The 15,339-nt window shown below is 52.9% G+C and carries 8 protein-coding genes; 4 read left to right on the top strand and 4 right to left on the bottom strand.

The annotated features are described in order from the left end of the window. Positions 1-434 precede the first annotated feature (434 nt). Entirely contained in the window at positions 435-1,622 is a 1,188-nt protein-coding gene (locus tag HEQ50_RS05655; protein WP_232842687.1) for an MFS transporter, read from the bottom strand. Positions 1,623-1,874: 252 nt separating this feature from the next. On the opposite strand from HEQ50_RS05655, the gene lysS reads away from it, so the two are divergent. Beyond that, on the top strand, positions 1,875-3,386 hold the full coding sequence (gene lysS / locus HEQ50_RS05650; protein WP_168899549.1) for a lysine--tRNA ligase: 1,512 nt from the start codon (positions 1,875-1,877) through the stop codon (positions 3,384-3,386). Positions 3,387-3,405: 19 nt separating this feature from the next. Then, complete coding sequence (locus HEQ50_RS05645; protein ID WP_168899548.1) at positions 3,406-4,917, top strand: UDP-N-acetylmuramoyl-L-alanyl-D-glutamate--2,6-diaminopimelate ligase; 1,512 nt, start codon at positions 3,406-3,408, stop codon at positions 4,915-4,917. Positions 4,918-4,970: 53 nt separating this feature from the next. On the opposite strand, the gene HEQ50_RS05640 is transcribed toward HEQ50_RS05645, so the two are convergent. Continuing rightward, positions 4,971-5,936 carry a hypothetical protein gene (locus HEQ50_RS05640; protein WP_168899547.1) on the bottom strand — a complete coding sequence of 322 codons (966 nt, stop codon included), beginning with the start codon at positions 5,934-5,936 and terminating at the stop codon, positions 4,971-4,973. A gap of 355 nt (positions 5,937-6,291) precedes the next feature. Between HEQ50_RS05640 and HEQ50_RS05635 the strand changes: the two genes are divergently transcribed. Beyond that, positions 6,292-7,461 carry an acetyl-CoA C-acetyltransferase gene (locus HEQ50_RS05635; RefSeq protein WP_168899546.1) on the top strand — a complete coding sequence of 390 codons (1,170 nt, stop codon included), beginning with the start codon at positions 6,292-6,294 and terminating at the stop codon, positions 7,459-7,461. Positions 7,462-7,521: 60 nt separating this feature from the next. Beyond that, a complete protein-coding gene (locus HEQ50_RS05630; protein ID WP_168899545.1) occupies positions 7,522-7,713 on the top strand; it encodes a hypothetical protein in 192 nt (63 codons plus the stop codon). Positions 7,714-7,767: 54 nt separating this feature from the next. On the opposite strand, the gene addA is transcribed toward HEQ50_RS05630, so the two are convergent. Continuing rightward, on the bottom strand, positions 7,768-11,592 hold the full coding sequence (addA, locus tag HEQ50_RS05625) for a helicase-exonuclease AddAB subunit AddA (protein WP_168899544.1): 3,825 nt from the start codon (positions 11,590-11,592) through the stop codon (positions 7,768-7,770). Next, positions 11,576-15,196, bottom strand: a complete 3,621-nt coding sequence (locus HEQ50_RS05620) for a PD-(D/E)XK nuclease family protein (RefSeq protein ID WP_168899543.1) — start codon at positions 15,194-15,196, stop codon at positions 11,576-11,578. Before HEQ50_RS05620 ends, addA begins: the two co-directional genes overlap by 17 nt. Positions 15,197-15,339 lie beyond the last annotated feature (143 nt).

Below are 15,339 nucleotides of genomic sequence, written 5' to 3'. Positions count from 1 at the left end.
TTGACTTCGCAAATATTGTTTGGGTTTGAATAAATTCAAACCGCCCTACACATATTTGGTTTGTCGAAACAATGTTCAGTTTTCAAAGGTCTACCTAAGTGATTACCGAAGTAATCAGCTTAATTATCATATCATGTTGCCGATGTGATGTCAACAAGAAGTTTGATTTAACAACGTTTCTCGTTGATTCATCGTCTCAAACGCGACAACTTAATTACTATACCATTTTATCAACATCTCTGTCAACAAGTAATTTCAATGTTTTAAATTGGTCTAGCTAAGCTGTTCGTATGACAACGAATATAACTATACCAAGCCAGACACCCGCCGTCAATGAAAATCACTAATAAATCTTGTCTTTTTTCAAAGACGAATAACCCTTGTAGATGGGTCTCCCTTGGTACGGATAGACCGTGTGTTCCGCGACACAAATGCTATGATGGTTCGTTGGCTTTTTGCAAGGCCGGCCGGACAATGACCAATAAAATGACCACAATCCCCACATTGACAGTCCCACACAACAAAAATAATCGTGAAAAAGCTTGCGACGACCCAATAATCAGTCCGCCCAGCACGGGACCCACCGCCTTTCCCAGAGACGAAAAGGCATTGACCAGTCCCTGATACTTACCTTCGTTTCCCACCGTATACGCATTAATCAAGGCAGGAACGCCTGGAACGTAGATGGCTTCGCCCAAAGTCAGCAGGGTCATCGCCAAAAAGAGGACGGTTACCCCCGTTGCACTACTTAATAGAAGAAACGAGCCGCCAATCGCCACCAATCCCAGGGTGATTTGTACCGATAAGGTCTTGGTACGACTGACTTTAGTCATCAGTGATTGCACGACAATTAGGAGCACCCCGTTGTACACCCACAAGTGACTGTACAGCCGAATCGGTAAACCTTGATCCTGAATATAGACGGAGACGTTGCTCATCCACTGCGCATACGTTAGCCACATCAACGTCAGGCTCAGTAAGATCACGGCAATCTGGACGGTTCCCAGCACGGCGGGTTTCGCCGGTGTCGTGGTGACAGCCACCGTGGCCCCCGTTCCTCTAACGGGTTGGACAAGGCGGTCGGCGTATTTTAGCCATAGGGCCGTGGCCAAGCCATAGCACACCACTAATAGTAAGAAAATCGGTTGTAGGCTGTGGTGGAACAAAATGCCAATACTAGCCGTCCCGACGACCAGCCCTAAATTAATGAAGATATAGAGCACGTTAAACAGGCGGCCACTCCCCCGACTCAGATGCGCGGCCATGGCCGTAATCAGCGTGAGCATGCCCCCCGTTAGTAAGCCAAACACCACCAGCACAATCGGGTAGGCCACGCGGCCATTCCAAATTAACCCCGCCAGTGCATCGACAACCAGCCCCAGTAATAACGCTAAGCCCACGCGTTTCACCGGCAAGCGGTCCGTCAGCACCCCACCGAGATAGCCACCTAATACGTTAAATCCGGAGTACACCGCCAGAATCAAGCCGCTCATCACCAGGCTGAGGCCTAAATTATTATGAAGATAAATCGTCGTCAACGGCCACATCACGCTGTAGGCGGTATTCACCAACAACCCCAGCACCAATAACGGCCATAATGAACGAACCATCTTCCACATCATTATCCCTCCTCATCGTAACCATCAGTCTATCATGTTTCCCCCGTAGTCCGAAACCACCCACAGCCCGAATAATTAAACAATTTGTATTAAACCGTTTTCATTGTCATTGTTGGCCGTTTCTCCGTTTTCCGTTTCGCTTTTTTCCTTATTTAACGGGCGATTAGACTTGCTTATTGACCAAAAATCAACTAAATTTAAGGGAGGTCTGGATTCATAGAACTTTAGAATCAATACTTAATAGGAGGACACAACATGGGTAACAGCAAAAATAATAATGCCGCACCGACCGATCTGAACGATCAGATGCAGGTTCGTCGGGAAAAAATGAACAAACTACAAGAACAGGGCATCGCGCCTTTCGGTCACCGCTTCGATAGAACTGACGACAGCCAGTCGCTCACTGAAAAATACGATAAGTACGATAAAGAAGAGCTGATGGAAGACAAACATTATGTTGCTGTTGCGGGTCGGATTACCGGTAAGCGTGGTAGCGGCAAGGCTGGCTTCATCGACTTGCTCGACAGAACGGGTGTCATCCAAGGTTACGCCCGTCAAGATGAACTGGGCGAAGACAAGTACGCCCTCTACAAAACGTTAGACTTAGGTGACTTTATCGGTGCCAAGGGTTACGTCATTAAGACCAATACTGGTGCCTTAACGTTACGCTTCACCGACTTCGAATTCTTATCCAAGTCACTCCGGCCATTACCTGACAAGTATCATGGTTTGACCAACCCTGAAACCATCTACCGTCAACGTTACTTGGACTTAATCGCCAACCGTGACAGTTTCGATCGGTTCGTCAAAGTTACCCAGGTTAAGCGGGCAATCCGCGAATACCTTGATAACGCCGGCTATCTCGAAGTCGACACCCCCGTCCTCCAAACGGAAGCCGGTGGGGCCGAAGCTCGGCCATTCGTGACCCACTCCAACGCCTTCGATATTCCATTATACCTACGGATCGCCACGGAACTTTACCTGAAGCGGTTAATCGTCGGTGGGATGGAAAAAGTTTACGAACTGGGTAAGGACTTCCGGAACGAAGGAACCGACTTACGCCACAACCCCGAATTCAACATGGTCGAAGTCTACACGGCTTACGCGGACTACACCGACGTGATGGACTTAACTGAAAACATCTTCCGTTACGTGGCCAACAAGGTCAACGGTTCCGGCAAGTTGACGTACCAAGGAAAAGATATCGACCTCGACAGCGACTTCAAGCGGATTCACATGGTTGACGCCGTTAAGGACGCCACCGGAATTGACTTCTGGCAACCAATGTCCGATGAAGACGCACGGAAGTTGGCCGAAGAAAACGGCATTCACTGCGAACCTTACTGGAAGGTTGGCCACATCATCAACGCCATCTTCGAAGAAAAGGTTCAAGATAACCTGATCAACCCGACGTTCATCTACGGCCACCCGGTTGAAATTTCACCACTGGCCAAGAAGAACCCGAAGGACCCACGTTTCACCGACCGGTTCGAACTGTACATCAACGGCGATGAATTTGGGAATGCCTTCACGGAATTAAACGACCCTATCGACCAACGGCAACGGTTCGAAGCCCAAGATGCCGAACGGGCAGCTGGTAACGAAGAAGCTCACGGGATTGATTCCGATTACATTGAAGCCATGGAATACGGCATGCCGCCTACTGGTGGTCTGGGAATCGGGATTGACCGGATGACTATGTTAATGACCGACTCCGCATCCATCCGCGATGTCATGCTCTTCCCAACGATGCGTCCAAACGACTAATCTGAAAAGAGGCCATTGCATGAACGTAAATCAACTGATTGCACTGCTCCAGGAGCACAATTTGTATCAAGGGTCAACGCTGGTCGGTGACATTGCCTTTGATGGTCTGGCCTACGATTCACGCAAGGCCAGTGCCAACAGTCTCTTCGTTTGCAAGGGATTCAACTTTTCCGTGGACTATCTTCATCAGGCCATCGAGAACGGCGCCATTTGCTATCTCGCTGAAAAGGACTATCACCTAGCCACGCCCGGCATCTTCGTGACCGACGTGCGCAAGGCGTTATCCTTGGCGGCGCAATTGTACTTTGGATTTCCCCAAAATGAGTTGTTCGTGATTGGATACACCGGGACGAAGGGGAAGACGACTTCCACGTATTTCACGCGAAATATTCTGGAACGGACCTTCCCGCATCAAGTCGCCATGTTTTCCACGATCAATCACATCTTAGGACCCAAACCGGAGGATCAGTTCAAAGCGCACCTCACCACGGCAGAATCCTTTGATATCTTCCGTGAAATGCGGACGGCCGTGACCAACGGCCAAAAGGTCCTGGTCATGGAAGTCGCCTCGCAAGCCTACTTACTGGATCGGGTCTACGGTCTGAAGTTCAACGTGGGACTGTTCTTAAACATTACACCCGACCACATCGGGATTAACGAGCACCCTAACTTCGCCAACTACCTCTTCTGCAAGCAGCAATTGATGATCAACTCGGACAACTGCATCATTGATGCGGACACCGACCATTTCGACGAGGTCTTCGCGGCAGCCAAAGTTTCGACACCGCCGGAGCACATCTTCACATACGGTGTCGATCGACCCGAGGCAACCGTCTCGCTGACCAGCAAGGCGGCCACGCTGACGGATAGTGAGTTCAGCTTGACCGTGAACCACGCCCAGGACCGGTTTGCCGATCTGGCGACCACGTACAACGTCTCGGTTCCTGGTGATTTTAATCAGAGTAATGCCACCGCGGCGATTCTGGCCAGTTCATTGGCCGGGGCCCACGTCACGGACATGCAAGCTGGCTTGGCCAACACGACTATTCCGGGACGGATGGAGGTCTTGACCACCCATCAGCACGGAACCGTCTACATTGACTACGCCCACGACTGGGGCAGCATGAACGCCCTCCTGCACTTCTTACACGCGCAGTTCCCCGACCACCAAATCAAGGTGGTTCTAGGCAGCACGGGCGATAAGGGTGAAGACCGGCGCGAAGGCTTTGCCAAGGCGCTCAATGCTTACGCCAACGTCGCGGTCCTAACGACGGACGATCCGGGCCACGAGGACCCCATCGCCATCGCCCAAGAGATTGATAGTTACATCGACCACACCAAGGTGCACACCACCTTGATTCCCCAACGGGAAGAGGCCATCCAGCACGCCATTGCTTCCGCGACGAATAATGATCTCGTTATTCTCGCCGGCAAAGGCCAGGATGCTTACCAAAAGATCAACGGCGTCGATACGCCCTACGCAACCGACCCCGTCGTTGCCCAGGAAGTCATCGATGAACTTGAATCTTAACCTGTATAACAAAGAGACGTACCGGACCGCTCGGGTCTGGTACGTCTCTTTAATTACCGTTTTTTACGCCGGTTACGCCGCCGTTTTTGACTATATTTCAACTGTCTAGCTGGCCGTTTCTTCGTCAATTGTTGATCCGTCGTGAAGAGCGATCGGCCCCTGGCTGGATGCGCATTCAAATAGTCCTGGGTGAACGCGTCCACCGCCGTCCGATCGTTGGCGTCCACGTTGGCCTGGCGCATGGCAGAGGCTAGCTCCTCGTAAAAACTCTCGAGTTTGGGATTATACATGGTGACCAAGGCCGTATGATTCTTAGCGACCCAGGCCAGCAGTTGGTCCGCATCCTTCAGCTGATGCTGCGTCTCCAGATAGCCGAAGAGCGTGGTCAGGGCAAAGGGCACCAGGTTAAATAGCGCGGGAACACGGTCCTGTTCATCCAACAAATGAGTAAACGGCCCGAACATAATGGACGAAATCCCCGCAACGTCCCAGTCGTTGGGCTGCGAATGCTTCCCGGTAATCATGAGCTCGGCGGTCGTGTGGACGATAGTCACAAAGTATTGCCGGTCCTGTTCGCTAAGATTGGTAACCTCTGGCTGGGACCCCATGGCCGTCAGCCATTTTTCTACCAAGGCCACCACACCCTCGTAAGCCTGTTGGGCGTCATCGGCTTCCGTATGCTTTTCGACCAACGCCGGCCGGGCCTGCTTGAGGGCCGCAAGCAAGTCCTTTAGGTGGGGGGCGGCCTGCGCTCTAAAATATGCCGTAAGCACGGGGGTCACTGCCACATAATAGACGTGCGGCCGATCCACTAAGGTTGGGAGTGCGGCCAAGGTCCCGATCAGTTGTTGCGCTGACCAGGTGCCGGTTCCCAGATCGACCGTCTGGCGGGCATGGGCCACGTCGGTTAAGATCTCCTGGGCGTATTTTTGTTGGTTGGCGGATAACCGGCCTAAGGACGCCGAGGCTAAAAACGCTGCGGGTGTCATTTGATCGGTCGATGCTTCAGTTTCTTCCATAACTACAATTCCCCTATCTGTCTTGAAATTCTCCCCCTCATTATAAGCGATGATTGCCCGAATGGAAAATCGGACCCGTGAATCCGACGTGAGTGAGCCACAAGGCGGTTAGCTGAGGCGCATTAAATCTGCAGGAGGGTTGGGGCATCAGCTTTAAGCGAAGTTAGTTGATTTGGGCGCACGTTTTAGCAATTTATCGTCGGCGACACCAAGCGTCTGGGCGGTTGGTTCCAGACGCGATTTCTTTAAGAAATGCCGAAATCTCGTGACGACCGCGTCTAAATTCAAGACAAACGGGTAAAAGTCGGTTATATTTAAGGTTCGGAGACTTATCGGAAAAGGAGAAAGAATTCACATGGCAGAAGAAGTTGTAATTGTTAGTGCGGTGCGGACCCCGATTGGCAAATTTGGCCGTGGGCTCCGCTCGATTTCCGCCGTCACTTTGGGCAGCATTGCCGCCCAGGCCGCCGTTACGCGGAGCGGTCTCGATCCCGCCATGATTCAACAAACCATCTTTGGTACGGTCCTTCAGGCCGGTCAGGGACAAAACATAGCGCGCCAAATCGAGCTCAACGTCGGTCTTCCAGAGACCAGTACCGCGATGACCATTAATCAGGTGTGTGGATCGAGTCTCAAGGCCATTCGCCTGGGACAGAGCGCCATCCTCATGGGGGACGCCGATGCCGTTCTGGTCGGTGGAACCGAGAGCATGAGTCAGGCGCCCTACCTGAACCATCAGTCGCGGTGGGGCCACAAATTTGGCGACGTGACGCTAACCGATAGTCTGACGCGCGATGGCCTAACCGACGCCTTCACCCACGTTCCCATGGGGATCACAGCCGAAAACGTGGCGGAACGCTTCAATGTCAGTCGTGAGGCTCAGGATGCCTTTGCCTTGGCCTCTCAGCAAAAGGCCGTCCGGGCGCAGGCACACGAACAATTTAACGATGAAATCGTTCCGGTCCCCGTTGGTAATGACCTGATTACCCGCGATGAAGCCGTCCGCCCCAACACGTCGTTGGCCAAGCTGGCAACACTTCCGCCGGCCTTTCGCGAAGACGGTACCGTCACGGCGGGGAACGCCGCAGGCCTAAACGATGGTGCCGCCGCCATGGTGCTTATGCGTAAGTCGGCGGCCCAGGCGGCCCACATCCCCTATTTGGCAACCCTGACCGGCTATCATGAAAACGGCATCGATCCCGACATTATGGGATATGCGCCGGTCTACGCCATCCAAGACGTCCTCGACCAACACCATTTGCGGGTGGACGACATCGACCGCTACGAGGTTAATGAGGCCTTTGCCGCCCAGTCGGTGGCCGTGGCGCGTGACCTCAAGTTGCCCAGCGAACGACTCAACGTCAATGGTGGCAGTATTGCTCTCGGTCATCCCCTAGGCGCGTCCGGTACTCGGATTGTCGTGACCTTACTGCATGAACTGATCCATAGCGACAGCCACCGCGGACTAGCCGCCATGTGCATCGGCGGCGGCATGGGTATCGCCTTACTAATCGAACGCGATTAACCCCGCACAGGGCGCCTTCTGGTATAATAACGACAACAACTCAGGTAAAGGAAGCGGGCCATGTTAACCACGGACTTTGACGTCAAACTTAAATTGATTATTCTAGCAGTCGTTGGCCTAATCGTGCTGACCAGCGTGCTGGGCTACGTCTACCATCTTGATCATCACTTCAGCCGCCGCCTCATTGGCGTGCTGGTGGTCATGGTCGTTTTGATTTTTATTTTAATTTCACTACTACTGATTCATCAATAGCGACAAAAACGGGGTTCACTCGACGGTCATGACCGTTGGCTGAACCCCATTTTTTTATATTTTCAGTGATTGCTGGGGAACAGCAACAAGCTCCCCGGTAGTTAGCAGATACAGGTACTGGGCCGTAACTGGCTGCCCGGTCATCTGGGTCAATGCCGTCGCGTACAGATTAACTTGGCCACGGTACCGATCCACAATCTTGGCGGTACTCTGGGCGACCGCCTGCGCATTCACGTGGTCGGTCTTATAATCAAACAGCGTAATCCCCGCATCCGTTTGTAGGTAGCCATCCACAATCCCATGGACGAGCACCTGTGAATCGGCTTCCTTAAAGTCCTGAAAGAGACTCTTGGCCGGCATCAACAATGAAAACGGCACTTCGCGGTGAAGCTGCGTTGGGTGCGCTAAAATCTGTTGGCCAACCGACGTATCGAAGAACTTTAGAATCAGGTCCGCTTGCACCTGGTGCGCGACCTCGGCGGTTAACACCCGGTCCGCGACCAACCGATCAATCACGGTTTGGATGGTCGTCAGGGTCGGCGGCTCCGTCACATCCAGTTGTTGGAGAACCAAATGCGTGGCCGTCCCAATCTCGGTTGGTAACGGCGCCCGCACGGTTTGAAGAAAGGCCGGCCGGGCGAAGTCGTGCGTGACAAAACGATTCCCGTGTTGCCCGTTTCCTACCGGCTGATAGTCGCCAATTGCGGCGTTATCCGGGTCCTCAAACAAGCGCTTAGCCTCCGACACGGACTGGTAGGCCGTGGTCTGCGTGGCCGCTTGATGCGGATACTGAAAGTCCATAATCTGATGAATCGTGGTGACGTCGCTATCAGCGGGCGGCGTGATTGGCGTATCCGGTTGATTGGCCTTAATCCAATCGGCCGTTGCCTCCTGAGTGGTCGTCACCGTTGCCAGGTCCGCGTTCGTCACAAAACTGACCTCAAAGTTGACGGGATCTCCGGCCAAATCCGGCAAAGCCGTTCCGGCCGGCTGATCGTCCACCGTAAACTTCGCGTCTCGAATCAGACACATGCCAATCCAGTCCAGATAATTGGCCACCGTCGACTTTTCTCGTAAGGTGGCATTGAGGACCAGGTCGGGGCTTTGAAATGCCTGCTGCCAAGCACTCAAGGCCTCTTCTTGGGTCTTGTGTGAGCCCACAATGTAAATCTGGGATTCCGCCCGCGTCAAGGCCACGTAGAGTTTCCGCATTTCCTCGGCAAGGCTGGCCCGCGAAATGGCTTGTGCCGTGACTAATTTTTGCAGGCTCGGCGCCTTAATTCGGCTATCGGCATCCAGATAATCAATCCCAATACCCTGCTTGCCACTCATCACGTAGCTTCCTTGTTGATCCTGCCGGTTGAACTGCCGGGACGCGTCCATCAGAAAGACGACGGGAAATTCTAGCCCCTTACTCCCATGAATGGTCATCACCGACACGGCATTTTCGGCCGCCTGAACCGGTGCACCGGCCAAATCGTCGTCTCGTTCCTGAAGACGTTCCACGAAGCGCACAAACTGGAAAAGGCCCTTGAAGCTACTGTGCTCATAGCCCTGTGCCCGTTCGTACAACGCATGGAGGTTGGCCTGCCGTTGCTCACCAGCCGGCATCCCCCCCACATAGTCTAGGAATCCCGTGTCCTGATAGATTCGCCAGATCAGCGTGACCAGCTGATTCTGTCGGGCAATGTTCCGGAAGGTCGTCAGCTGGTCTAAGAAGTGCCCAATCTTATCCGAGAGTTCCTGTTGAAAATCACTGGCGTTGGCCGCAACGAAGCTGTGTTGGAAGTGTAGCAACGCCTGATAATAGTCCCCCGTCCGCTGGTTAATTCGTAGCGCCGCCAGCTGATTTTCGTCCAGTCCGACAATCGGCGACCGCAAAACGGCTGCGAGTGGAATGTCTTGATATGGGTTATCGATAATCTGCAAGAGCGCCATCATAATCTGAATTTCGGTAGTCTTAAAGTAGCTTTGCGCATCGTTGACCACCACGGGAATCCCGAGTCGCCGCAGCTCATCGGTAATAATCAGGTTGTTGGTCCGTGTCGGCGTCAGCAAGGTAATATCGCCATACTGCATCGGCCGGACTTTTCGCGCCTCACGGTCATAGATTGGCGTCTTTGCCGCAATTAATGCCTGAATCTTCCGCCCGGCAACCAGGACTTCTCCCTGATGCTTATTATCCACCTGAAATTTTTCGTTCATGGCCTCCCGGTCCGGCTCATCGTCTTGGGGTGACGCCTGATCCGCGTCCCCCGTCAAATAAACCAACAGTTCGGCCCGGCTCTTTACCTCCTCGGGGTAGTACGTGGCACCGAATTTCAACTGTGCCGCCCCCGTGTAGTCGATCTCACCCAACTGGCGATCCATGAGTTGCTTAAAAATCAGGTTGGTAAAATCATCGACATTTTTCATGGAGCGGAAGTTATCGGCCAGAACAATCAGCTTACCGGACTGCGGATCGGCCGTGTAACGATCAGTCTTGTTCATGAATAACGTGGGATCGGCCTGCCGGAAGCGATAAATCGACTGCTTGACATCGCCCACCATAAATAGATTCCCTGTAGGGGCCGGTTTGGCAATCGCCGTGAGGATGGCTTCCTGCAGCCCATTGGTGTCCTGATACTCATCAACCATAATCTCAGCGTATTGCTGGCACAACTGCGCGGCGACCTGCCGGGATTGCTCGGTATCCCGCGTTAAAATATCCAAGGCTGCATGCTCCACGTCGGCAAAGTCCAAAACGTGACGACGTTGCTTCTCAGCGGCATACGCCTGCCGAAAAATCTTGACCACCCGCGCCAGTTCACTGACGAGCTTTCCAGACTGCCTAATCGTCGTTAACGCCAGGTCTTCCGGCTGAATCAGGTAGCCTTTTTTCAACGCCTCCAGTTGCTTCCGCGCAGGATCGTAATACGTGGTCTTTAGCCGATTATAGACGGGATAGTCTTCGTTTGTCTTACGGATGCTAGGCATTCGGCCCCAGTTAAAGTCGCTGACAGCCGCTCTGAGCGCATTCCAACTGCCATGGTCCACACAGTCAAGTACGGCGTCCAAATCGTTTAAGATCGGCTGCAAGTGGTCGAATTGCTTCGTCAAATTGGCTTGCTCGGCCAACTGCTGGGCGCTGGTTAAATCCGCCTTGATCTGCTGTAACTGTTCCGTGAACAGAGGCTGTAATTGCTCCCGATAAAACGTCGTCGCCGTTAAGTGATCACTGTCCAACTGATACGGCGTGGTCAGGCCGTCCAACCAGGCCTCAGGATCGGCCGTGGCGTTGGCAAACGTATTGGTCCGCTGAACCAATTCGGCCATGCCATCGTCCCCCCGGTCACCGGAAAAGTTCTCCGTTAACTGGGCAAATAGACTGGGTTCCCCCGACTCTAGAAGGTCGGCTCCGGCTGGGTCCGGTTCACCCGCGGCATAGAGCTCCTCACGAACGTCCGCCCACACCTCATCGCGTAATAGCGCATTCTCCGTTTCATCGGCCAGTAACCGGAACACGGGGTCAGCGTCAATCACGTAGTAATAATGTTGGAGAATTCGCAAACAAAAGGCATCCAATGTACTGATATCGGCCACCGGCAACTGATTGAGTTGTCGCAAGTAAAATTGTTGCTGCTCGCTATTGCCCTGGCTATTGACCAGTTCCTGCCGCAGTGCCGTCTGAATCCGATCGCGCATCTCGGCAGCGGCCGCCTTGGTAAAGGTCACAATCAACACTTCATCGATGCCCGTCCCCGCCTTGAGCTTCTCAATCACCCGCTGCACCAAAACCCGGGTTTTACCGGAACCGGCTGAGGCCGAGACCAATAGATTATGGCCCGAATCGTGAATCGCTTGGTCTTGACTGGGAGTAAAACTAAATTTTGCGCTCATGAGGGTCCTCCTTTGCTAACTCGTTTTTGATTCGCGTCATCACATCGTCCTTCTTCAACGGTGGCAAATCGCGATAATTATTTTCGGTCAATAAGGGATCAAATTGCATAATCGACTTGTATGGCGAATACTGAAGTGCCGTCTTATTCTGCTCACGTGTCGGCGCCAAATCCACCTTCCCATCAAAGATCTCCGTGGCGGCCTTCTTGATGAGCCCTTCCGTGTGCTGAAGTAACAGATCCAACTCGGTAGGATTGACCAACATTTTGCTGTATGAGGTGTAGTTGCCCTTCACCCCCCGGCGCAGTCCCCGGAATAACAACGAGCTCCCGTGATAGTCCGGCGATGCGAACAGTGAATCCAGGTTCGCCAATAAATCAGGATCATCGAGCAATAGTCCTTGGTACTGTTCCGCCTTCAGTAGCGCCAGCATCGGATCATCGTCCAAGACATCGGCCGCCCGTAGAACCGGATTTTGCAAATGAAGGTAAACTGCTCCCGCCAATTCGGCCTGCTGAACGTCTACCGGTGAGTCGGTTAGTAATTCTGGCAGATTCTTCTTGACCGCATCTAAGTACGTCAGCATCTGCATGGCTTGCCCGTAGTAGGCGTCCTGATAACTAAATTTATGCTCCGAACTCTTGTAGTCCACAATCCCCAAATAGGCCTTGTGACTGTCTTTGAGTTGCAGTGCATCCAGGCGGTCAATCCGACCACGAACCCTTACCTGGTGCTGGTCACCCAGATCAAACGACAGCGGCGCCAACCCGTTGGGATCACCCAGGCCAAACTTCAATTCCATTTGTTTGGGCCGTAAATGTGTCCGTCGACTTTGTTCCCGTAACGTCTTCGCCATTTGACGCATGGTCTTAATCAGTTGCGCGCGAATATAACGCATTCGTGCCGATCGTTCTAAGACCGCAAATTGCGGATTAACCGTCGTGTCCAGAACGCGTTTGACCGCATCGTCCGTGAGTTCGCGTAACTGCTGATCGTCAAATTCGCCCAAATCTAGATGCTCCGCCTTCACCTGATTCATCAGGTCTTCCAGGGTCGCATGGAAAAATTCTCCGGTGCTAGCTGGTGAGAGATCAAAGACTTCTCGCTCCTGTAGCCGTAGCCCATACTTCAAGAAGTAGGCGTATGGATTGGCATAGTATTCTTCCAGCTTCGAAATCGACGTGCTGATCTTCCGGCCATACAACTGAATAACCGTATCCTTGGTTAATTTCGTGGGGACATTCTTATAGGCCAAGCTTCCCATTAGCTTCTGGGTTAGCCGGCTGTAGTGGGGATCCTTTCTGAGGGTTTGCCAAATATACAACCATGGCTGAGATAACGCCACTTCGCGCACCTGACCATCGTGACTCGCCTGAACGAGATGACGCAGCGTCGTCCGTCGCGTCCCCACAAAGGGCAAAATTGCTGTATCTTCGGCCGTTGGGGTGGCTGCGGCCTGCACAATCGGCAAGCCAAAGTGCTGCCGAATCCGTTCGACGTAGGGCGATATCTGAAGCCCGTTATGATTGTCATCGCTCGTCGCTGGATAACTAAAAATTAGTCGCTCGCTACCACTCAAAAAGGCCAGGTAGTTGAGGTAGGGTTCCCCCGCCAATTGCGTCGCCGCATCGTCGCGTAAATAATGATCCTCGTCCACCGCTTGTAACTGTTCACTGAGGTCATGACGATCATTGTCGGCCAGTAGGCTCGTGGGAATCTGATCATCCGGCATGTCATCCGCCGTTGCTCCCATCAGGAAGGTCACCTTACGATTGTTGGCCTGCACAATCCCGCTTTCGGTAATGGTCACCTGATCCAAAGTGGATGGAATCTGACTAAACTTAGCCCCTTCAAAACCCGACTGGAGCAAGGCCTGAAAGTCCGCCTGTTTGAAACGCATAGGGCCTAAAATGCTGTGGCATTCATCCAACATCTGGCAGAAGGTCGCCCACGTCTGCTCCGGTTGCCCGGCACGCATCAAGTCCCCGTCGGCGATGGCTTGATCACGCCAAGCCATCAGTTGGGCACTCACTCCCGCCCGGTCGAGGAATTGATATAGAATCGTCGCCGCATCCGTATACGTCTGAGCAGCCTTTAGCCGCGCAAAGAACGGTGGCAAGGTGTCTTTAACAAAATGCCGAATCAGATTGATTTGCTGAGAGATCTGATCATTATGCGTCGTCTGAACCTCATCGTCTCCCGCCGAAAAGCGCAGGTAGACCCAATCGTCCTTTTGTGTCCACCACCGCTGGCCCTCGAAGCCGTTCTTCAACACAAAGTTCTCGGTCAATGCAAGTGCCTGCCGATATGCCGGTAGTGTCAGCGGTTGCCCGGATTCATCTTTGGGCAACAAGAGCTCCGACTTCAGTACCCGAAAAACATCGGCGTAACGGTAATTTCGCCGATTAACATCGAACAAGGCATTGATTAATTCCACAAAAGGATGATCGGCCATCTGGACATCCGCGTCATCAAAGTACGGAATCTCCTGGGCCTTAAAGATGGGGTCGATGACCGTCTGATAATGATCCAAGTGCCGCGCCATCACGAGAAAATCCCGATACCGATACTGACCGCTAGCGACCAATTGCCGAATCTGCGTGGCTACCCGCGAAACTTCTGCGTAACGGTTCGGTGCTTGCACGACCTGAATCGCCGTTGGCACGTGGGTCGCCGGCTGGGGTTGTGGGCTGATCGTATTCGAGGCCTGCCAAAAATCATCCAGCGCGACTAAATCGGTGGCCACCCGCGGCGTTTGGGCGCGCTGATCGGTCAGAACGGGAATCGAAGCCGCTCGGGCAATGCTGTACAACTGGTGGTAAAGCTTTCCCGACTGAAAGAATAGACTGGTCGCGTCCGGCACGTCCTGGGGATAGCCCTTATCCAAATTCAACGCAACGGTCACGCTGGCCGCACGTTCAATGAGGGCTGCCGTTAATTTACGCTCCTGAGCACTGAGCTGCGAGAATCCTTCTAAGTAAAAATGGGCATGACTCAGGTCTACCTTGCTGGCTAAAAAGTCCGCCAATTGGTTCAACAGGTCTGTATTTTCCACGTATTTCCCCAACATCTGCTGTTCGAAGGCCTCATAAATCACCATGAGATCGTGGAGCTTCGCTTGTAGGTCCGCGTTCGTCGTAGATAATTTTTCAATCGCGGTCATCAGATCGGCGGCGGTCACCTGGCCAACCTTTAATTCTGCGAGTTGCGCCGTTAGCTGGCTGACAAACCCCGGCCGATCCACCTCACCACGAAATATCGTCAATTCGTCGGCGTGGCTCTGAACAATCTGATAAATCAGCATGTTTAACCCGGCTGTCGAGATCCGGGGGACCTGATAGATGGGGTCGTTTTTCATGAAGAACCAGGCCAATCGCGTAAAGGAAAAGATCTGGACGCGGGTTTGCGCAAACAACGCCTGATCCGGTGCGATCTGATCCTTCAACGCCGCGAGGACATCGACTTCCGTTTCGAACTTAATATGGTTGGGAACGATGTAATAACATTGGTCCGTGGGCTGCGTTGTGACCTGTTGGGCTATAGCCGTCACCATTGGCGTACGATGATCCCGTCCCGCACTCCCTAGAATAAATTGCAGACTCATCTGCCGACCTCCTAATATCATTGACTTAACGTTTAATTAAGGGCTAAACCCGCAACAGTGCTGGAACAACTATCCAGAACTTTGATACCCTCGCGAGTAGCCTGCGCAATCGTGGGTCACGGGGCGTTGGTCCCGCTTGCCAT

It is taken from the genome of Lactobacillus sp. HBUAS51381 (assembly GCF_012641095.1).
In the GTDB taxonomy this organism is placed as follows: Bacteria; Bacillota; Bacilli; order Lactobacillales; family Lactobacillaceae; genus Levilactobacillus.
This window is presented reverse-complemented; position numbering and strand designations above follow the sequence as displayed.